The sequence below is a fragment of the Streptomyces sp. Root1304 genome, assembly GCF_001426405.1.
Lineage (GTDB): Bacteria > Actinomycetota > Actinomycetes > Streptomycetales > Streptomycetaceae > Streptomyces.
In genome coordinates, this window is sequence record NZ_LMEP01000012.1 from 21770 (window position 1) to 41788 (window position 20019).

Here is a 20019-nt window from a genome sequence, read left to right on the forward strand (position 1 = left end):
GGCGTCCTACCTGACGTACTTCGGGGGTGGCCGGGTTCGCCGGCCGGGGGTTTTCCACAGGGGTGGCAGGGGAGCCCGCGGAGGCGCAGAGTGGAGCCATGCGGGGGTGGTGGCGCGAGATCGCCGGGCTGGTGCTGCCGGTCGCCTGCGGAGGCTGCGGCGTACCGCGGACGGAGCTGTGCCCGTCGTGCGCGGAGGTCCTGACCGGGGCGGGGGAGGGGCCGCGCGGGGTGCGCCCCTCGCCCGAGCCCGCCGGGCTGCCGGAGGTGCACGCCGTCGCGCCGTACGAGGGCGCCGTGCGGGAGCTGCTGCTCGCCCACAAGGAACGCGGGGCGCTCGGGCTCGCCGGACCGCTGGGCGGCGCGCTGGCCGGGGCCGTGGAGGCAGCGGCCGGGGCCGCCGAGGGGCCCGTGGCCCGCCCGCTGCTCCTCGTACCGGTGCCGTCCTCACGGCGCTCCGTGCGGGCGCGTGGCCACGATCCGACGCGGCGGGTCGCCCGGGCCGCGGCGGCCCGGCTGCGGAGCGCGGGGCGGCCGGCGCGGGTCGTGCCCGTGCTGAGGCAGCGGCGACACGTGGCGGACCAGGCGGGGCTCGGGGCGCGCGGGCGGCTCGCCAACCTCGCCGGGGCGCTGGAGGTCGTGCCGGGCGGAGGGCGGCTGCTGCAGGCCGGAAAGGTGGTTCTCGTGGACGACCTGATGACCACGGGGGCCTCGCTGGCGGAGGCTGCGCGCGCCATCGGAGCCGTACACCTTCCGTTCATTCCTGGAATACCGCACGGCTTACCGGTCGGTTCGGCGCAGCGCGGATTCGAACAGCTGGTGGCGGCTGTGATCGCATCCTCTCCCGCCTCGTTCGAAATAAACCGGAACTCGCCAGGAACTTGGATCGTTGCAGGTGGTGAGAGGTGAAAGCACCCGAACGGAGGTATGTCGCGGTAGCGGGTGCCGACACCCGTCCGAAGGGGCTATGTTCGGTTGTGAGGAATGGTGAATGCCATCGCTCGCCGAATACATGGTTGCGCCTACAGGACAGGAGTTCAGGGCGAATTAACCTCTTGTCGATGGGGTGGGGATCTTGTCGACTGGGGAGGAGGAGGTGAAAGTCGCCAAGTCCGAGCTCCGGTAACCACCGGAGTCTGGTGCAAAGGGAGCAGCCCGGCGGCCAAGGAGCCGATCCGGGCGATCCGGGAACGGAGTTCTGCGTGGACATCGTCGTCAAGGGCCGCAAGACCGAGGTGCCCGAGCGGTTCCGCAAGCACGTGGCCGAGAAGCTGAAGCTGGAGAAGATCCAGAAGCTCGACGGCAAGGTGATCAGCCTCGACGTCGAGGTGTCCAAGGAGCTGAATCCGCGGCAGGCCGACAGGTCGGACCGCGTGGAGATCACCCTCCACTCCCGAGGCCCGGTGATCCGGGCGGAAGCCGCGGCAGGCGACCCGTACGCAGCGCTCGACCTCGCCAGCGACAAGCTCGAGGCACGACTGCGCAAGCAGCACGACAAGAAGTACACCCGCCGTGGGAACGGCAGGCTTTCGGCGGCGGAGGTCGGGGACGTCGTTCCCGGTGCCGCCCAGCTCAACGGCGACGGACAGCTCGTCGCCGACGAGTCCGACAAGGTGCCCACCACGATGATGGGCTCGATCGAGGTCCAGGGCGAAGGCCCGCTCGTGGTCCGCGAGAAGACCCACCGGGCCGCACCGATGACGCTCGACCAGGCGCTCTACGAGATGGAGCTGGTCGGGCACGACTTCTACCTCTTCGTGGACTCCGACACGAAGCAGCCGAGTGTCGTCTACCGGCGACACGCGTACGACTACGGCGTCATCCATCTGGAGAGCGACCCGCTCGCCGAGGGCGGCGGCGCCGGTGGTGCGCTCGGCGGCTGACAGGCCGTCCGCCCGCACCACCCACACACACTCAGGTGTCCCTCACGGTGCCCCTGGAGCGCTTCCGGCGCCCCCAGGGGCACCACCGTGCGCGCACGGGAACACTCCGTCGCCGCCGCGGCATGAAATCATGGCGTGCACGCCAACCGGTGCTCTTAGGGCAGCGGTTGGAGGACCGGAAACGAATTCAGGCCACGGCCTTCAGGGGGAGGAACGATGGCGGACAGCTTCGGGCCGGTGCTCAGCGGGCGCGAGCACGGTGGCGCGGTCCCGGAGGGATCGGATTCGGACAGCGGTGCATTCCGCAAGGAACCGATCCGGGTCCTCGTCGTGGACGATCATGCCCTCTTCCGCCGGGGGCTCGAGATCGTCCTCGCCCAGGAAGAGGACATCCAGGTCGTCGGAGAGGCCGGTGACGGGGCCGAGGCCGTCGACAAGGCGGCCGATCTGCTGCCGGACATCGTCCTGATGGACGTACGGATGCCCCGGCGCGGCGGCATCGAGGCGTGCACCTCCATCAAGGAGGTGGCTCCCAGCGCGAAGATCATCATGCTGACGATCAGCGACGAGGAGGCGGACCTCTACGAGGCGATCAAGGCGGGAGCCACGGGCTACCTCCTCAAGGAGATCTCCACCGACGAGGTCGCGACGGCCATCCGCGCGGTCGCGGACGGGCAGTCCCAGATCAGCCCCTCGATGGCGTCGAAACTCCTCACCGAGTTCAAGTCGATGATCCAGCGCACCGACGAGCGCAGGCTGGTGCCCGCGCCCCGGCTCACCGACCGTGAGCTGGAGGTGCTGAAGCTCGTCGCGACGGGGATGAACAACCGGGACATCGCCAAGGAACTCTTCATCTCCGAGAACACCGTGAAGAACCACGTCCGGAACATCCTGGAGAAGCTCCAGCTGCACTCCCGGATGGAGGCCGTGGTCTACGCGATGCGGGAGAAGATCCTCGAGATCCGCTGAGCCGGAGCCGGAGCCGGAGCCGGAGCCGAAGCCCGGCCCTGGCCCGGACCCCCGCTCCCGCCCACGCGCTCGGCCCTTCGGGCATCCCGTGCGCTCAGCCCAGCGCGCGTACCAGCTCCGGGGCCAGTGCCGGCGGGTTCACCCGGTCCGGGACCACCGAGACCGCGTCGCAGCCGACCCACTCGGCCGCCTCGCGCAGCGCCCGCGCCACCGCCGGAACGGCCTTCGGGCCGTCCAGACCGACCTGCCGGGCGACGAGCGTCCTGCCCTCCCGCGCCGGGTCCACCCGGCCGACGAGCCGGCCGCCGGAGAGGACCGGCATCGCGAAGTAGCCGTGCACCCGCTTCTGCTTCGGCACGTACGCCTCCAGGCGATGGGTGAAGCCGAAGATCCGCTCCGTGCGGGCCCGCTCCCAGATCAGCGAGTCGAACGGCGACAGCAGGGTCGTACGGTGCCGGCCGCGCGGCTCCGAGGCCAGCGCCGCCGGGTCCGCCCAGGCCGGCTTCCCCCAGCCCGCCACCGTGACCGGCACGAGCCCCGCCGCCTCGACGACCGCGTCGAACTGCTCGCCCCTGAGCCGGTGGTAGTCGGAGATGTCCGCGCGCGTGCCCACGCCCAGCGCCTCGCCCGCCTGCCGCACCAGACGCCGCACGCACTCGGTGTCGTCCAGGTCGTCGTGGAGCAGGGGCTGCGGGATCGCCCGCTCCGCCAGGTCGTACACCCGCTTCCAGCTGCGCCGCTCGACCACGACCACCTCGCCGTACATCAGCGCCCGCTCCACGGCGATCTTGGAGTCCGACCAGTCCCACCACTCGCCCTTGTTCTTCGCGCCGCCCAGCTCGGTCGCCGTCAGCGGGCCCTCGGCCCGCAGCTGGTCGATCACCTTGTCGTACGCCCCCGGCGCCAGCTCGTGGCCCCAGTGCGGGCGGTCGCGGTAGGCCCGCCTGCGGAAGGCGAAGTGCGGCCACTCCTCGACGGGCAGGACGCAGGCCGCGTGCGACCAGTACTCGAAGGCGTTGCGCCGGGCCGGGGGCGCGCCCTCGGGGCCCGTGGGCCAGTAGGCGTCCTCGACCGCCGTACGGCCGACGGCGCCCAGGCGCGCGTACGGGATGAGCTCGTGCGAGCGGGCCAGGACGGAGATCGTGTCGAGCTGGACCTGACCGAGACCGCGCAGCACCCCGCGCACCCCGGCGCGGCGGTCCGGCGCACCCAGGAAGCCCTGGGCGCGCAGCGCGATGCGGCGGGCGTCGTCGGCGGACAGTTCGGCGGCGGGGCGCGGCACAGTCGTCATGGACCGCACCCTAGGCCCCGGCACTGACAGCCCGGGCGGGGGCCGGGCGGGGCCGGAGAAGCCCCTGACCCCGGCCCCCGGCCTCGCCCCGGGCCCTCAGGCCCCGGCCCTCAGGCCCGGGCCGGCAGGTCGCGGGGCGGGAGGTGGGGCAGGGGGCTGGGGAGGCCGAAGTCGGACGGGAGGAGGGCGGCGACCCAGCTGTCGCGGAGCGTGCCCTTGTTGGTGAGGCCGGCGCGCTGGGTGCCCTCCATGACGAAGCCGACCCGCTCGGCCACCGCGCGGGAGCCGGCGTTGCCGACCTCGGCGCGCCACACCAGGCGGGTGCAGCCGAGCCCGGTGAAGGCCCAGTGGGCGAGGGCGCGGACGGTCTCCGTCATGTAGCCGCTGCCGCGGTGTTCCTCGGCCAGCCAGTAGCCGACCTCCCAGACGCCCATGCCGCGGCTGCTCAGGGTGACGGCGGCGAGCAGGGGGCCGCCGGCCAGCGGTTCGACGGCGAAGGTGTACTCGGTGTCCTCGCGCCAGCCGTCGGGCACGAGACGGTTCAGGAACAGCTCGGCGTCCTGCCGGGTGTAGGGGTCGGGGACGACGGTCCAGCGCCGGATGCCCGGGTCCTGACAGATGGCGTACACCGCGTCGGTGTCCTCCGGGACGAAGTTCCGCAGCCGCAGTCGGTCGGTGGTGAGGGTGATGGGATCCATGCCGGGATTGTGGTGACCGCGGGGACGGGAAGCGAACACTTTTCGGGTGGGGCGGCACCTTCCGCCCACCTCGTGCGTTCTCTTTCCGGGCGGACGTACGGCTCCGGCACTGCGGGCCTCCCTCTGCGAGGGCGGTCTCGCTTACGATGGCCGTTGCGGTGGGGACCACCTGCCGTGCCCGCGCTCGCGTCCATCACAAGACCCAGTGCCAGGCCCGACCGGCAAGGAGACCAGCCTCAGTGTCCGTCTTCAACAAGCTCATGCGTGCAGGCGAAGGCAAGATCCTGCGCAAACTGCACCGCATCGCGGACCAGGTCAACTCCATCGAAGAGGACTTCGTCAACCTCTCCGACGCCGACCTGCGGGCGCTCACCGAGGAGTACAAGCAGCGGTACGCCGACGGCGAGAGCCTCGACGACCTGATGCCCGAGGCCTTCGCGACCGTGCGCGAGGCCGCCAAGCGCGTCCTCGGCCAGCGCCACTACGACGTCCAGATCATGGGCGGCGCCGCGCTGCACCTCGGCTACGTCGCCGAGATGAAGACCGGTGAGGGCAAGACCCTCGTCGGCACCCTCCCGGCGTACCTCAACGCGCTCTCCGGCAAGGGCGTCCACCTGATCACGGTCAACGACTACCTGGCCGAGCGCGACTCCGAGCTGATGGGCCGGGTGCACCGCTTCCTCGGCCTGTCGATCGGCTGCATCCTCGCCAACATGACGCCGGCGCAGCGCCGTGAGCAGTACAACTGCGACATCACGTACGGCACGAACAACGAGTTCGGCTTCGACTACCTGCGCGACAACATGGCGTGGTCCCAGGACGAGCTCGTCCAGCGCGGCCACAACTTCGCCTGTGTCGACGAGGTCGACTCCATCCTCGTCGACGAGGCCCGTACGCCGCTGATCATCTCCGGCCCGGCCGACCAGGCGACGAAGTGGTACGGCGACTTCGCCAAGCTCGTCACCCGCCTCTCCAAGGGCGAGCCCGGCAACCCGCTCAAGGGCATCGAGGAGACCGGCGACTACGAGGTCGACGAGAAGAAGCGGACCGTCGCCATCCACGAGGCCGGTGTGGCCAAGGTGGAGGACTGGCTGGGCATCGACAACCTCTACGAGTCGGTGAACACCCCGCTGGTCGGCTACCTGAACAACGCCATCAAGGCCAAGGAGCTGTTCAAGAAGGACAAGGACTACGTCGTCATGGACGGCGAAGTCATGATCGTCGACGAGCACACCGGCCGTATCCTCGCCGGCCGCCGCTACAACGAGGGCATGCACCAGGCGATCGAGGCGAAGGAAGGGGTGGCGATCAAGGACGAGAACCAGACCCTCGCCACCATCACCCTGCAGAACTTCTTCCGGCTGTACTCGAAGCTCTCCGGCATGACCGGTACGGCGATGACCGAGGCCGCCGAGTTCCACCAGATCTACAAGCTCGGCGTCGTCCCGATCCCCACGAACAAGCCGATGATCCGCAAGGACCAGTCGGACCTGATCTACCGGACCGAGGTCGCCAAGTTCGCCGCCGTCGTCGACGACATCGCGGAGAAGCACGAGAAGGGCCAGCCGATCCTGGTCGGCACGACCTCCGTCGAGAAGTCCGAGTACCTCTCGCAGCAGCTCTCCAAGCGCGGTGTCCAGCACGAGGTCCTGAACGCCAAGCACCACGAGCGGGAGGCCAGCATCGTCGCGCAGGCCGGCCGCCGCGGCGCCGTCACCGTCGCCACGAACATGGCCGGTCGCGGTACGGACATCAAGCTCGGCGGCAACCCGGACGACCTCGCCGAGGCCGAACTGCGCCAGGCGGGCCTCGACCCGGTCGAGCACGTCGAGGAGTGGGCCGCGGCCCTCCCGGCCGCTCTCGAGCGGGCCGAGAAGGCCGTCAAGGCGGAGTTCGAGGAGGTCAAGGAACTCGGCGGGCTCTACGTGCTGGGTACCGAGCGCCACGAGTCCCGTCGTATCGACAACCAGCTGCGCGGTCGTTCCGGCCGTCAGGGCGACCCGGGCGAGTCCCGCTTCTACCTCTCGCTCGGTGACGACCTGATGCGCCTCTTCAAGGCGCAGATGGTCGAGCGCGTGATGGCCATGGCCAACGTGCCGGACGACGTGCCGATCGAGAACAAGATGGTCACCCGTGCCATCGCCTCCGCGCAGTCGCAGGTCGAGACCCAGAACTTCGAGACGCGCAAGAACGTCCTGAAGTACGACGAGGTCCTCAACCGCCAGCGCGAGGTCATCTACGGCGAGCGCCGCCGCGTCCTGGAGGGCGAGGACCTGCACGAGCAGATCCGCCACTTCATGGACGACACGATCGACGACTACATCCGCCAGGAGACCGCCGAGGGCTTCGCGGAGGAGTGGGACCTCGACCGTCTGTGGAACGCGTTCAAGCAGCTCTACCCGGTGAAGGTCACCGTGGAGGAGCTGGAGGACGCGGCCGGGGACCGGGCGGGCATCACCGCCGAGTTCATCGCCGAGTCCATCAAGGACGACGGCCGCGAGCAGTACGAGGCCCGCGAGAAGCAGCTCGGCTCGGAGATCATGCGCGAGCTGGAGCGGCGCGTGGTCCTCTCCGTCCTGGACCGCAAGTGGCGCGAGCACCTCTACGAGATGGACTACCTCCAGGAGGGCATCGGCCTGCGCGCCATGGCGCAGAAGGACCCGCTGGTCGAGTACCAGCGCGAGGGCTTCGACATGTTCACCGCCATGATGGAGGGCATCAAGGAGGAGTCGGTCGGCTACCTGTTCAACCTGGAGGTCCAGGTCGAGCAGCAGGTCGAGGAGGTCCCGGTGCAGGCGAGCGCTCCGTCGCTCGACAAGGGCGACGCGGTGCCGGCGGCGGCCGGGCGTCCGGAGATCCGCGCGAAGGGCCTCGAAGCCCCGCAGCGGCCGGACCGGCTGCACTTCTCCGCTCCGACCGTGGACGGCGACGGCGGTGTCGTCGAGGGCGACTTCGCCTCCGACGACGCGGACGGCGACGGGATGACGCGTGCGGAGCGCCGCAAGGCGCAGAAGAACGCGGGCGGCGGGCGTCGCCGCAAGAAGTGACCTCGGGCTGATGCCGTGAGGTGAGGGGGTCGGTCGCCCGGTGGGCGGCCGGCCCTTCGTCATGCGGGGCTTTCCTTCGGCTGCTTCATGCGGGGCTTCTTCCGGGTGCCTCACGCCGGGAGGGTCGCCGTGCCGAGGCCGTCGAGCTCCACGGCGGCGCAGCGCCAGCGCTGGTCCTCGCCGCGCTCCAGGCGGAAGGCCATCGCCCGCACGCGGGCGCCGGTCGCGATCGTCGCGAAGGCCTCCAGGGCCGTACGGTCCTCGCCCAGCTGGACCGAGCAGCGGCGCAGCACCGGGCGGGGGCCGTGGGAGCGCAGAGGCGTCTCCGGGGCGATCCGGACGAGCTGCTCGTACGCCTCGCCGACGGTGTGGCCGAGCATCCAGTGCACCGGGCGCTCCCCGCTGAGCACCGCGAGCAGGCGCTCGGCGAAGACGGTGTGCGGGGGCAGGGCGCGGGGGCGGCCGAGGGGGGCGGTGCGGGGCGCGGGTGTGCGGGGGTGGGTGCCCGCCGAGCCGCGGGGGCGGGTGCCGGCCGGGCCGCCGGGGGTCCGGCGGGGGCGGGGGGTGCTGCCCGTGGGGGTGAGGGTGGTGGTCGTCATGGCGGCGGGCCCCTGTCGTTGCGTAACCGGTCGGTACCAGTCAGTAACTTTCCTTGGGGATCTTGTACGGGTGGGCTCGGAGCGCCCGCAAGGAGCCCGTGGCGGCGGGGCGGCCCGAAAACGGAATCACCTATCCGGGTGACGGGCGGGAAAATCGGGTCTCCGGGGCCTCGGAGAGGGCCGTCCCGGGGTGGACGTACGCCGACTTCGGCCGGAATCCCCGAAGGGGGACTCCGCACGTATCCTGAGGGCCTCCGTCTGCCTCTCCGTCTACGAAAGCGGCCAGCGATGCGCGTCTACGTCCCCCTGACCCTCCCCGGTCTCGCACAGGCGCACAAGGCGGGCGAGCTGGGCACCGGTCCGCTCACCGCCTACGCCGTCACCCCCGCCCTGCGTGAGTGGTACGTCTCCGACGACATCGAGGAGCTGGAGTACGCGGCGCTCAACCGGGCCGCCTCCGCCTCGCTGCGCCTGCTGGCCGGCGACCCCGAGGCGCCCCGGCGCCGGATCGTCGTCGCGGTGGACGTCGCCGACAAGGACGCGGTCACGGACCCCGACCGGGGGCTCGACGCCGGCTCCATCGGCGAGGTCCGGATCGCCGGGCCCGTACCGCTGGCCAAGGCGGCGGCCGTCCACGCCGACGCGGACGACGCCGAGGCCGATGTGACGGCCGCGGCGGCGGCGCTCGGGGCGGCGGACCAGGGCGACGACGACGCGCAGTTCGTCGTGGACGGGGCCGAGGACCACGAGCTGCTGTGGTTCGGGGTGCAGGAGATTCCGGGGCTGCTGGGCTGAGGGCCCGCGCCCGGTCTTGGCTGTCGGAGGCGGCGGGTACCGTCTTTCCATGGGGAAGCACGGGAAGCACCTGGTCTGGGACTGGAACGGCACACTGCTCGACGACACCGGGGCGGTCATCGGGGCGACCAACGCCGCCTTCGCCGAGCTGGGGCTCGAATCGATCACTCTGGAGCGGTACCGCGAGCTCTACACGGTGCCGGTGCCCAAGTTCTACGAGCGGCTCATGGGGCGGCTGCCCACCGACGCCGAGTGGACCGTGATGGACGGCATTTTTCACCGGCACTACTGGGAGCGGGCCGAGGCCTGCGTGCTGACCTCCGGCGCCGCTGAGCTGCTCGCGGCGCGGCAGGAGTCCGGGTTCACCCAGTCGCTGCTGTCGCTCGCGCCGCACGCGGAGCTGATACCGCTGGTGCGGCGGTACGGGATCGCTGAGCGGTTCGTACGGATGGACGGGCGGGCCGACACGTCCACGGACGGGAAGTCCGGGCACATGGTGCGGCACCTCGCCGCGCTCGCCGTCCCCGCGGAACGGGTGGTCGTCATCGGTGACGCGGCGGACGACGCGGTGGCTGCGGCGCACGTGGGGGCGAAGGCGGTGCTGTACACCGGGGGGTCGCACAGTCGGGCTTCGCTGGCGCGCGTCGGGGTGCCGGTGGTGGATTCCCTCGCGGAGGCGGTCGCCGTGGCGGAGGAGCTGGTCTAGCCGGGCCGAGGCCGCCTCCGGCGGGGTGCGGGGGCGGCCCGGTGGCCGGAACCGCCCCCTGCGGGCCTCGGCCCCGTTCAGCCCTTCGCTCGGAGGACCTTCAGGAATTCGCGCATCCAGGTCGGGTGGTCCGGCCAGGCGCGGGAGGAGACCAGGAGGCCGTCCACCACGGCCGCGCTGTCCTGGAAGGTCGCCCCGGCCGCCTGCATGTCGAGTTCGAGCGCCGGGTACGCCGTGACCCGGCGGCCCTCCAGGCTGCCGACGGCGGCCGTCAGGAGCGGGCCGTGACAGATCTGGGCCACCGGCTTGTCGGCGTCGAAGAAGGACTTGAGGATCTTGCGCAGCTCCGGGTCGTTGCGCAGGTACTCCGGCGCGCGTCCGCCCGGGATCACCACCGCCACGTACGCGCCCGGGTCGACCTCCGAGAAGGCCAGGTCGGCGGGCCAGGTGTAGCCGGGCTTCTCCGTGTACGTGTCGAAGCCGGGCTCGAAGTCGTGGACGACGAAGCGGAGCGTCTTGCGGGCCGGGGCCGCGATGTCGACCTCGTACCCCTCTTCGAGAAGCCGCTGGTACGGGTACATCACCTCCAGCGACTCCGCAGCGTCCCCGGTCACGATCAGGATCTTCGCCATGGCTCTCCCAGATCACAGATGGTCGGTCTGCCGTACAGCGCCCATGCTCGCGTACGCACCGCCCCCGGCGGGGCGCTTTGCCAAGAGGACATGTGTCGCTGTCCATAACGTCAAACTTCCACCCCCTCTTTTGTACACATACGGCTCATGACGGTTCGGGGGTCGGGGGCGATAGGCTTTTGCCGTGATCAGCGCGATACGCCGAGGGGGCAGTGAAGCCCCCGGCTGCCGCCCGACTCGCTACGGCGGTCGGGCCGCCCGTGCGTTCGCCGATCCGTTCCGTCCGGGCGCGCCGCGCTCTGTGGCCGATAACGACCCGGACATCTCTCATCCGGGCATAACGTCGACTTCGACCGGAATCACCGCGTCGTGGCGTTGTGCCCTTTCTTCCACCGACGTCACGCAACGGCGCGCGACAGGAGTCAGAGGACATGCAGACCAAGCTGGACGAAGCCAAGGCCGAGCTGCTCGAGAGGGCCGCTCGGGTAGCTGAGCACAGCCCGGTCGGGGGGCGACTTCCGACGGGCCCGGAGGGTGCCGGGGAGCGCCCGGACCGGGACACCGTGCTCGAATACCTCCAGCGCTACTACCTGCACACCGCGCCGGAGGACCTCGGCGACCGGGACCCGGTCGACGTGTTCGGGGCCGCGCTCTCTCACTACCGGCTCGCGGAGAACCGCCCGCAGGGCACCGCGAACGTACGCGTCCACACCCCGACGGTGGAGGAGAACGGCTGGACCAGCAGCCACTCCGTCGTCGAGGTCGTCACGGACGACATGCCGTTCCTCGTCGACTCCGTCACCAACGAGCTGTCCCGCCAGGGCCGCGGCATCCACGTCGTGATCCACCCGCAGGTCCTCGTCCGCCGTGACGTCACCGGCAAGCTCATCGAGGTCCTGTCGGCGCAGATCCACGGCGAGCTGCCGCACGACGCGCTCACCGAGTCCTGGATCCACGTCGAGATCGACCGCGAGACCGACCGCGCCGACCTCAAGCAGATCACCGCCGACCTGCTGCGCGTCCTGTCCGACGTCCGCGAGACGGTCGAGGACTGGGACAAGATGCGCGAGGCCGCCCTGCGGATCGCCGAGGGCCTCCCGGACGAGCCCACCGCCTCCGACCTGCGCCCCACCGAGGTGGAGGAGGCCCGCGAGCTGCTGCGCTGGCTCGCCGACGACCACTTCACCTTCCTCGGCTACCGCGAGTACCAGCTGGTCAACGGCGACGCGCTGTCCGCCGTCCCCGGCACGGGTCTCGGCATCCTGCGCTCCGACCCGCAGCACTCCGGCGACGACAAGGGCCACCACGCCCACCCCGTCTCGCCGTCGTTCAGCCGCCTGCCCGAGGACGTCCGCGCCAAGGCCCGCGAGCACAAGCTGCTGATCCTGACGAAGGCCAACAGCCGCTCGACCGTCCACCGCCCCTCGTACCTCGACTACGTCGGCGTGAAGAAGTTCGACGCCGACGGCAACGTCATCGGCGAGCGCCGCTTCCTCGGCCTGTTCTCCTCGGCCGCCTACACCGAGTCCGTCCGCCGGGTCCCCGTCGTCAAGCGCAAGGTCCAGGAGGTCCTGGAGGGCGCCGGCTTCTCGCCGAACAGCCACGACGGCCGCGACCTGCTCCAGATCCTGGAGACCTACCCGCGCGACGAGCTGTTCCAGACCCCGGCCGACCAGCTCCGGTCCGTCGTCACCAGCGTCCTGTACCTCCAGGAACGGCGCCGGCTGCGCCTCTACCTGCGCCAGGACGAGTACGGCCGCTACTACTCGGCCCTCGTCTACCTGCCGCGCGACCGCTACACGACCCGCGTCCGGCTGCGGATCATCGACATCCTGAAGGAGGAGCTCGGCGGCACCAGCGTCGACTTCACCGCCTGGAACACCGAGTCGATCCTGTCCCGGCTGCACTTCGTCGTCCGCGTCCAGCCCGGCACCGAGCTGGCGAAGCTCACCGACGCCGACGTCGACCGCATCGAGGCCCGGCTCGTCGAGGCCGCCCGCTCCTGGGCCGACGGCTTCGGCGAGGCGCTGAACGCCGAGTGCGGCGAGGAGCGCGCCGCCGAGCTGCTCCGCCAGTACGGCAACGCCTTCCCCGAGGGCTACAAGGCCGACCACTCGCCGCGCGCGGCCGTCGCCGACCTGGTCCACCTGGAGGCCCTGGCCCGCACCGAGGGCAAGGACTTCGCGCTCTCCCTGTACGAGCCCGTCGTCGCGGGCCCCGGCGAGCGCCGCTTCAAGATCTACAAGACCGGCGACCCGATCTCCCTCTCCGCCGTGCTCCCGGTGCTCAACCGGCTCGGCGTCGAGGTCACCGACGAGCGCCCGTACGAGCTGCGCTGTGCCGACCGCACCCACGCCTGGGTCTACGACTTCGGCCTGCGGATGCCGCTCCCGACCGGCAACGGCGGCGACTACCTCGGCGACGACGCCCGTGAGCGCTTCCAGGAGGCCTTCGCCGCCACCTGGACCGGCGAGGCCGAGAACGACAACTTCAACTCCCTCGTCCTCTCCGCCGGGCTCACCTGGCGCGAGGCGATGGTGCTGCGCGCGTACGCCAAGTACCTGCGCCAGGCCGGTGCGACGTTCAGCCAGGACTACATGGAGGACACCCTCCGCAACAACGTCCACACCACCCGGCTGCTCGTCAACCTCTTCGAGGCCCGGATGGCGCCGGAGCGCCAGCGCGCCGGCGTCGAGCTGACCGACGCGCTCCTGGAGGAGCTGGACGCCGCCCTCGACCAGGTCGCGAGCCTGGACGAGGACCGCATCCTGCGTTCCTTCCTCACCGTCATCAAGGCGACGCTGCGGACCAACTTCTTCCAGCTGACGGCGGACGGGAAGCCGCACTCCTACGTGTCGATGAAGTTCGACCCGCAGGCCATCCCGGACCTCCCGGCGCCCCGCCCGGCCTTCGAGATCTGGGTGTACTCCCCGCGCGTCGAGGGCGTCCACCTGCGCTTCGGCAAGGTCGCCCGAGGCGGTCTGCGCTGGTCCGACCGCCGCGAGGACTTCCGTACGGAGATCCTCGGCCTGGTCAAGGCGCAGATGGTGAAGAACACCGTCATCGTGCCCGTCGGCGCCAAGGGCGGCTTCGTCGCCAAGCAGCTCCCGGACCCGACCGTGGACCGCGACGCCTGGCTGGCCGAGGGCATCGCCTCGTACAAGACCTTCATCTCGGCGCTGCTCGACATCACCGACAACCTGGTCGCGGGCGAGGTCGTGCCGCCGCTCGACGTGGTCCGCCACGACGAGGACGACACCTACCTGGTGGTCGCCGCCGACAAGGGCACCGCGACCTTCTCCGACATCGCCAACGGCGTCGCGGAGTCGTACGGCTTCTGGCTCGGCGACGCCTTCGCCTCCGGCGGCTCCGCCGGCTACGACCACAAGGGCATGGGCATCACCGCCCGCGGCGCCTGGGAGTCCGTCAAGCGGCACTTCCGCGAGCTGGGCCACGACACCCAGACCGAGGACTTCACGGTCGTCGGCGTCGGCGACATGTCCGGTGACGTCTTCGGCAACGGCATGCTGCTCTCCGAGCACATCAGGCTCGTCGCCGCCTTCGACCACCGGCACATCTTCCTCGACCCGACCCCGGACGCGGCCGTCTCGTACGCCGAGCGCCGCAGGCTCTTCGACCTGCCCCGCTCGTCCTGGGCGGACTACGACCTGTCGCTGCTCTCCGCGGGCGGTGGCATCCACCCCCGCAGCGCCAAGTCGATCCCGATCAACGCGCAGGTCAGGGCCGCCCTCGGCATCGAGGCCGGAGTCACCAAGATGACCCCGGCCGAGCTGATGAAGACGATCCTCCAGTCGCCCGTCGACCTGCTGTGGAACGGCGGCATCGGCACGTACGTCAAGTCCTCGGTCGAGTCCAACGCCGACGTCGGCGACAAGGCCAACGACGCCATCCGCGTCGACGGCCAGGACGTCCGCGCCCAGGTCGTCGGCGAGGGCGGCAACCTCGGCGCGACCCAGCTGGGCCGCATCGAGTTCGCCCGCACCGGCGGCCCCGAGGGCCAGGGCGGCAAGATCAACACCGACGCCATCGACAACAGCGCCGGCGTCGACACCTCCGACCACGAGGTCAACATCAAGATCCTGCTCAACCGGCTCGTCGCCGAGGGCGACATGACCGTCAAGCAGCGCAACAAGATCCTCGCGGAGATGACCGACGAGGTCGGCACGCTCGTCCTGCGCAACAACTACGCGCAGAACACGGCCCTGGCCAACGCCGTCGCCCAGTCGCCGTCCCTGCTCCACGCCCACCAGCGCTTCATGCGCCGTCTGGGCCGTGACGGGGCCCTCGACCGGTCCCTGGAGTTCCTGCCCAACGACCGGCAGATCCGCGAGCTGCTCAACAACAGCCGCGGCCTCAGCCAGCCGGAGCTCGCGGTCCTCCTCGCGTACACCAAGATCACGGTGGCCGACGAGCTGATCGGTACGGAGCTGCCGGACGACCCGTACCTGCGCGGGCTGCTCCACGCGTACTTCCCGACGCTGCTGCGCGAGAAGTTCGGCGAGGCCGTCGACAACCACGCGCTGCGCCGCGAGATCATCACCACCGTCCTGGTCAACGACACCGTCAACACCGGTGGCTCGACCTTCCTGCACCGCCTCCGCGAGGAGACCGGCGCGTCGATCGAGGAGATCGTCAGGGCGCAGACCGCCGCCCGCATGGTCTTCCGGCTCGGCCAGGTCTGGGACGCCGTCGAGGCCCTCGACAACAAGGTGCCGGCCGACGTCCAGACCCGGATGCGGCTGCACTCGCGCCGTCTCGTCGAGCGCGGCACCCGCTGGATGCTCAACAACCGGCCCCAGCCGCTCCAGCTCACCGAGACCATCGAGTTCTTCTCCGAGCGCGTCGAGGAGGTCTGGACGCAGCTGCCGAGCCTGCTGCGCGGCTCGGACCTGGAGTGGTACCGGTCGATCCTGGACGAGCTGACCGAGGTCGGCGTGCCGGAGGAGCTGGCGCTGCGGGTGGCCGGCTTCTCGTCCGCCTTCCCGATCCTCGACGTCGTCGCCATCGCGGACCGGATGGGCAAGGAGCCGCTGGCGGTGGCCGAGGTCTACTACGACCTCGCCGACCGGCTGCGGATCACCGACCTGATGGACCGGATCATCGAGCTCCCGCGCAGCGACCGGTGGCAGTCGATGGCCCGTGCCTCGATCCGCGAGGACCTGTTCGCGGCGCACTCGGCGCTGACCGCGGACGTCCTGACGGTGGGCAACGGCACCACGAGCCCGGAGGAGCGGTTCAAGGCCTGGGAGGAGAAGAACGCGGCGATCCTGGGCCGCGCGCGGACGACCCTGGAGGAGATCCAGGGCTCGGACACCTTCGACCTGGCGAACCTGTCGGTGGCGATGCGGACCATGCGCACGCTGCTCCGTACCCACAGCTAGTCGTGTGAAAGGGGAGGGCCCCGCCGGTTCGCCGGCGGGGCCCTTCCCTGTGTGCGCGTGGGCGTTACGCGGTCTCCTCCGGGGGGCCCGTGACCGTCGACGTCCACAGCCGGCGGGCGGCGAGCAGGGCCGCCGCGAGCAGCAGGCCGTTGCGGAGGACCATGACGGTCAGCCCCCGGGTGGTGCCGGTGATGACCTCGTCGTACAGGACGGGGTACGCGAGCGAGCTGAGCGCCGCCGCCGGGAGGATCAGCAGGGCCACCGGGCGCATCACGGTGGCGCGGGAGGTCAGGCAGACCGCGGCGAGACCGAGCAGCCAGATCATGTACTGGGGGCTGATCACCCGGCTGGTGGCGGTGAAGAGCAGGACGGCGGCGAAGGCCGCGTCGAACGGGGTCGCGGCGGTCCAGCGGTGGGCCCTGACCCGCCACAGGAGCAGCCAGCCGAAGGCGATGACGGTGAGCAGCAGGGCGAGGTGGCCGAGGCTGGAGACGTACGGGCCGACGTATTCGAAGGCCCCGTAGCGGAACTCGACCGTGCCCGGCCAGACGCCGGCGGCCCGGGCGAGTGCCAGGGCCGTCCCGCCGAGGGACTCGATCTGGATGCCCCGGCTGCCCTGCTGGCGCAGGAAGCCGAGCGACTCGGAGAAGAACAGCGCGAGGGTGGCGAGGAGGGCCAGGGCGGCCACGACGGCGGCGGTCCAGGCCTCGCGGGTGGTACGGCCCCGGGGGGTGCCGATCAGGGTGAGCACCGGCCAGACCTTGACCATCGCGCCGATGCCCGCGAGCGCCCCGCCGAGCTGGTGGGCGGCGGTGGGGCGGGCGCTCAGGGCGAGCAGGGCGAGGACGGCCAGCGCGGTGGTCTGGACGTCGTACCGGGCGAGCGGCAGGTGCAGGAGGAGCGGCAGGCCGCAGACCCAGTACCAGGAGCCGTGGGTGAGCCGGGCGCTGTCGGCGCGGGCGAGGGCGAGGGTGACGACCGCGTCGGCGAGGAGGGTGAGGGCGACGAACGCCTGGAAGTAGGTCAGCCAGGGCAGCAGGCCCGGGGACATGATCACGAGCCCGGCGCCCGGCGGGTACTGCCAGGTGACGTCGCCGGGCGGGAAGGTGCCCTGGGTGAACTGCCCGTACCAGTGCTGGTAGAGGGCCACCTCGCGGCCGACCCCGCCGATGCCGAGGTTGTCGCGGAGCAGCAGCAGGACCATGCCGACGCGGGTCAGCAGCCAGACGGCTGCGAGGGCGAGGCGTGGGCCGCTGCCGACCGTGACGAAGGTGGCGGAGGTGAAGGTGTCCGAGTCGAAGGGGGACCCGGTGAGGGAGGGGGGTTCCGTCCCGGTCCGGGGCGGAGCGGGGGGTTCACTCCCGGACCGGGGCGGCGACTGAGGGTGATCGTTCGTCATCCCTCCGCACTTTAGCCCGCAATGCCCTATTTGTTAGTTGTCTGCGGGTTCGGCCCGGCGGTTGTCTTCGGGTTCGGTCCGGCCGTGAACTCCTCGTACGCCGCCACGACCTCCTTCGCCGGGCCGTCCATCCGCAGCGTGCCGGCCTCCAGCCACAGCGCCCGCTCGCAGGTCTCCGTGATGGTGGAGTTCGAGTGGCTGACCAGGAAGACCGTCCCCGCCTCCGCCCGCAGCTCGTCGATCCGCGCCTGGCTGCGGCGGCGGAATCGCGCGTCGCCGGTCGACAGGGCCTCGTCGATGAGCAGCACGTCGTGGCTCTTCGCGGCGGCGATGGAGAACCGCAGCCGGGCGCCCATCCCGGAGGAGTACGTCCGCATCGGCCGCGAGATCGCGTCGTCCTTCTCGTTGATCCCGGAGAAGTCGACGATCCCGTCGTAGCGCTCCCGGACCTCCGTGCGGCTCATACCCATCGCGAGGCCGCCCAGGATCACGTTCCGCTCGCCCGTCAGATCGTTCATCAGGGCCGCGTTGACGCCGAGCAGCGAAGGCTGCCCCTGGGTGTAGACCCGGCCCCGTTCGACGGGCTGGAGGCCCGCGACGGCCTTCAGGAGGGTGGATTTCCCAGATCCGTTCGAACCGATCAGGCCAATTGCCTCGCCCCGGTACGCGACGAAGCCGACCCCCTTCACGGCGTGGACCCGCCGCATCGCCGGAGCGGCGCCACCGCGCCGCAGGATGCGGCTCAGTGCGGCCGTCGCGGCGCCCCGGCCGCCGGAGTGGCCGCCGTTGACGGTGTACGTGATGTGGACGTCGTCGACGACCACGGTCGGAGTTCCTCGGGTGTCAGCCACGGCCGTACGTCTCCTCCGCCTTCCAGAACCAGATGAAGCCGCCCACGAAGGCCAGCAGGGCCCAGCCGGCGGCGAGTGCCCAGACGTGCGGCGGGAGCTGCGCCGCCGTGTAGCTCCTGATCAGCGCGAAGCGCATCAGGTCGATGTAGACGGCCGCCGGGTTGCACTGCAGGGCCAGCACCACGCCCTCCGGGAAGCGCCCGCCGACCGCCAGGTTCTGGATCGACCACATGGCCCCGGACGCGTACATCCAGGTGCGGAGCACGAACGGCATCAGCTGGCTGATGTCCGGGGTGCGGGCCGCGAGACGGGCGAGCACGAGCGCCACGCCCGTGTTGAACAGCGCCTGGCAGAGGAGCGCGGGGACGGCGAGCAGCCAGCTCCAGGTCGGGAACTCGCCGAAGCAGAACAGGATCACGGCCAGCGCGGACAGCGAGAGCAGCAGCTGCTGGAGCTGCTGGAGCGCGAGCGAGATCGGCAGGCTCGCGCGCGGGAAGTGCAGGGCGCGGACCAGGCCGAGGTTGCCGCTGATCGCGCGGGTGCCGCTCATGACCGTGTCGGCGGTGAACGTCCACACGAAGATGCCGGTGATCAGGAAGGGCACGTAGTCGGGGACGCCGTGCTTGGCGTCCATCAGGACGCCGAAGATCGCGTAGTAGACGGCCGCGTTGAGGAGGGGGGTCATCACCTGCCAGACCTGGCCGAGGCGCGCCTGGCTGTACTGGGCGGTCAGGCGGGCGGTCGCGAAGGCGGCGATGAAGTCGCGGCGGGACCAGAGCTGCCGGACGTAGGCGGGGAGCGAGGGGCGGGCCCCGCTGACCGTGAGGCCGTGGCGCAGGGCGAGCGCGCGCAGGTCCTCGGCGGGGGCCTGTTGCGGGGGTGGCGCGAGGGTGGTGGTCACGGGCGGGCGCTTTCGGAGAGGGGTGGGGCGCTTCCGGTGAGTGGGGTGCGCTGCGTGGTGCGTGTGGTGCGCTGCATGGGGCGTGTCTGTGCGGCGCGTGTGACGCATGTGGTGCGTGACGCGTGCGGTGCGACCGCGACGACGGGACGGGTCCGTATCGTCGCTACGGGGAGAGTAGAGCGGGCTCACGTCGGAACGCAACCGTATCGTCGTAACGTGGCCGTTGGTTAGGATGCCGTCATGACCGATCCGACCCCCCGCCGCGCCCCCGCCGGAGCCGCCGTACTCCGCGAGGACGTGACCGAGGCCATCCGCGCCGCCGTCTTCGAGGAACTCGCGGCCGTGGGCTTCGCCCGGATGTCCATCGAGGGCATCGCGCGCCGCGCCGGGGTCGGCAAGACCGCCGTCTACCGGCGCTGGAAGTCCAAGCTCTCCCTGGTCCTCGACCTCGTCGGCGCCTTCGCCGCCCAGGGCCTGCCCGCGCCCGCCACCGGCTCCCTGTACGGGGACGTGCGCGCCCTCCTCGAAGTGGCCTCGCACGCCCTGCGCCACCCGGTCGCCTCGCAGGTCATCCCCGACCTGCTCGTCGAGGCCGCCCGGCACCCCGAGATCTCCGAGACCGTGAGGTCCACGCTGCTCGACGGCCAGCAGGGCGTGGTCACCCGCATCGTCCGCGAGGCCGTCGCCCGCGGCGAACTCCCCGAGGACGCCGACCCCGCCCGCGCCCTCGACCTGGTCGTCGGCCCCCTCTACTGGCGGCTCGTCGTCGTCCGTACGCCCCTGCCCCCGGGGTACGTGGACGACCTGGCGCGCGCGGCGGTGGCGGCGCTGCGCGCGTAGGCGCGCG

15 protein-coding genes are annotated in these 20019 nt (G+C 71.2%); 8 read left to right on the top strand and 7 right to left on the bottom strand.

The genetic code is table 11. The features are described from left to right. Nucleotides 1–98: 98 nt before the first annotated feature. The 3 genes from ASD33_RS13085 to ASD33_RS13095 all read left to right on the top strand — a co-directional run bounded on the left by ASD33_RS13085 (nt 99) and on the right by ASD33_RS13095 (nt 2851). Nucleotides 99–908 carry a ComF family protein gene (locus tag ASD33_RS13085; protein WP_056558131.1) on the top strand — a complete coding sequence of 270 codons (810 nt, stop codon included), beginning with the start codon at nt 99–101 and terminating at the stop codon, nt 906–908. A gap of 293 nt (nt 909–1201) precedes the next feature. Continuing rightward, on the top strand, nt 1202–1882 hold the full coding sequence (raiA, locus tag ASD33_RS13090; RefSeq protein WP_056558133.1) for a ribosome-associated translation inhibitor RaiA: 681 nt from the start codon (nt 1202–1204) through the stop codon (nt 1880–1882). 216 nt (nt 1883–2098) lie between these two features. Next, nucleotides 2099–2851 (top strand): response regulator transcription factor, encoded by a 753-nt coding sequence (locus ASD33_RS13095; protein ID WP_056558135.1) that lies wholly within the window; start codon nt 2099–2101, stop codon nt 2849–2851. A gap of 94 nt (nt 2852–2945) precedes the next feature. On the opposite strand, the gene ASD33_RS13100 is transcribed toward ASD33_RS13095, so the two are convergent. Beyond that, entirely contained in the window at nt 2946–4142 is a 1197-nt protein-coding gene (locus ASD33_RS13100) for a crosslink repair DNA glycosylase YcaQ family protein (protein ID WP_199863522.1), read from the bottom strand. Nucleotides 4143–4252: 110 nt separating this feature from the next. After that, on the bottom strand, nt 4253–4840 hold the full coding sequence (locus ASD33_RS13105) for a GNAT family N-acetyltransferase (protein WP_056558139.1): 588 nt from the start codon (nt 4838–4840) through the stop codon (nt 4253–4255). Between the two features lie 239 nt (nt 4841–5079). Between ASD33_RS13105 and secA the strand changes: the two genes are divergently transcribed. Further along, nucleotides 5080–7887, top strand: coding sequence for a preprotein translocase subunit SecA (secA, locus tag ASD33_RS13110; RefSeq protein ID WP_056558140.1), 2808 nt, complete (start codon nt 5080–5082; stop codon nt 7885–7887). Nucleotides 7888–7997: 110 nt separating this feature from the next. Here secA and ASD33_RS13115 read toward each other — a convergent pair whose 3' ends face one another. Continuing rightward, nucleotides 7998–8486, bottom strand: a complete 489-nt coding sequence (locus ASD33_RS13115) for an Rv3235 family protein (protein ID WP_347232281.1) — start codon at nt 8484–8486, stop codon at nt 7998–8000. A gap of 288 nt (nt 8487–8774) precedes the next feature. Between ASD33_RS13115 and ASD33_RS13120 the strand changes: the two genes are divergently transcribed. After that, entirely contained in the window at nt 8775–9281 is a 507-nt protein-coding gene (locus ASD33_RS13120; RefSeq protein ID WP_056558142.1) for a hypothetical protein, read from the top strand. A gap of 49 nt (nt 9282–9330) precedes the next feature. Then, on the top strand, nt 9331–9987 hold the full coding sequence (locus ASD33_RS13125) for an HAD family hydrolase (protein ID WP_056558144.1): 657 nt from the start codon (nt 9331–9333) through the stop codon (nt 9985–9987). Nucleotides 9988–10064: 77 nt separating this feature from the next. On the opposite strand, the gene ASD33_RS13130 is transcribed toward ASD33_RS13125, so the two are convergent. After that, nucleotides 10065–10619: a DJ-1/PfpI family protein gene (locus ASD33_RS13130; protein ID WP_056558146.1), complete on the bottom strand. Its 555-nt coding sequence runs from the start codon at nt 10617–10619 to the stop codon at nt 10065–10067. Between the two features lie 431 nt (nt 10620–11050). Between ASD33_RS13130 and ASD33_RS13135 the strand changes: the two genes are divergently transcribed. Further along, a complete protein-coding gene (locus ASD33_RS13135) occupies nt 11051–16021 on the top strand; it encodes an NAD-glutamate dehydrogenase (RefSeq protein WP_056558148.1) in 4971 nt (1656 codons plus the stop codon). Between the two features lie 64 nt (nt 16022–16085). On the opposite strand, the gene ASD33_RS13140 is transcribed toward ASD33_RS13135, so the two are convergent. From ASD33_RS13140 to ASD33_RS13150, 3 genes are read right to left on the bottom strand one after another with little or no spacing between them, the layout of a single operon-like run. Then, entirely contained in the window at nt 16086–17420 is a 1335-nt protein-coding gene (locus tag ASD33_RS13140; protein ID WP_056558150.1) for a glycosyltransferase family 87 protein, read from the bottom strand. A 26-nt stretch (nt 17421–17446) separates the two neighbouring features. Further along, a complete protein-coding gene (locus ASD33_RS13145) occupies nt 17447–18271 on the bottom strand; it encodes an ABC transporter ATP-binding protein (RefSeq protein WP_056558152.1) in 825 nt (274 codons plus the stop codon). Continuing rightward, nucleotides 18264–19172 carry an ABC transporter permease gene (locus tag ASD33_RS13150; protein ID WP_056558154.1) on the bottom strand — a complete coding sequence of 303 codons (909 nt, stop codon included), beginning with the start codon at nt 19170–19172 and terminating at the stop codon, nt 18264–18266. The genes ASD33_RS13145 and ASD33_RS13150 overlap by 8 nt, the downstream gene beginning before the upstream one ends. Before the next feature lie 240 nt (nt 19173–19412). Here ASD33_RS13150 and ASD33_RS13155 point away from each other — a divergent pair, with 240 nt between their 5' ends. After that, nucleotides 19413–20012 (top strand): TetR/AcrR family transcriptional regulator, encoded by a 600-nt coding sequence (locus ASD33_RS13155; protein WP_056558156.1) that lies wholly within the window; start codon nt 19413–19415, stop codon nt 20010–20012. Nucleotides 20013–20019 lie beyond the last annotated feature (7 nt).

Excerpts from the sequence above, each read along its gene's own strand:
- ASD33_RS13085 (WP_056558131.1), top strand. The coding sequence starts at position 99 with ATGCGGGGGTGGTGGCGCGAGATCGCCGGGCTGGTGCTGCCGGTCGCC.
- ASD33_RS13095 (WP_056558135.1), top strand. The coding sequence starts at position 2,099 with ATGGCGGACAGCTTCGGGCCGGTGCTCAGCGGGCGCGAGCACGGTGGC.
- ASD33_RS13100 (WP_199863522.1), bottom strand. The coding sequence starts at position 4,142 with ATGACGACTGTGCCGCGCCCCGCCGCCGAACTGTCCGCCGACGACGCC.
- ASD33_RS13105 (WP_056558139.1), bottom strand. The coding sequence starts at position 4,840 with ATGGATCCCATCACCCTCACCACCGACCGACTGCGGCTGCGGAACTTC.
- ASD33_RS13115 (WP_347232281.1), bottom strand. The coding sequence starts at position 8,486 with ATGACGACCACCACCCTCACCCCCACGGGCAGCACCCCCCGCCCCCGC.
- ASD33_RS13120 (WP_056558142.1), top strand. The coding sequence starts at position 8,775 with ATGCGCGTCTACGTCCCCCTGACCCTCCCCGGTCTCGCACAGGCGCAC.
- ASD33_RS13125 (WP_056558144.1), top strand. The coding sequence starts at position 9,331 with ATGGGGAAGCACGGGAAGCACCTGGTCTGGGACTGGAACGGCACACTG.
- ASD33_RS13130 (WP_056558146.1), bottom strand. The coding sequence starts at position 10,619 with ATGGCGAAGATCCTGATCGTGACCGGGGACGCTGCGGAGTCGCTGGAG.
- ASD33_RS13135 (WP_056558148.1), top strand. The coding sequence starts at position 11,051 with ATGCAGACCAAGCTGGACGAAGCCAAGGCCGAGCTGCTCGAGAGGGCC.
- ASD33_RS13140 (WP_056558150.1), bottom strand. The coding sequence starts at position 17,420 with ATGACGAACGATCACCCTCAGTCGCCGCCCCGGTCCGGGAGTGAACCC.
- ASD33_RS13155 (WP_056558156.1), top strand. The coding sequence starts at position 19,413 with ATGACCGATCCGACCCCCCGCCGCGCCCCCGCCGGAGCCGCCGTACTC.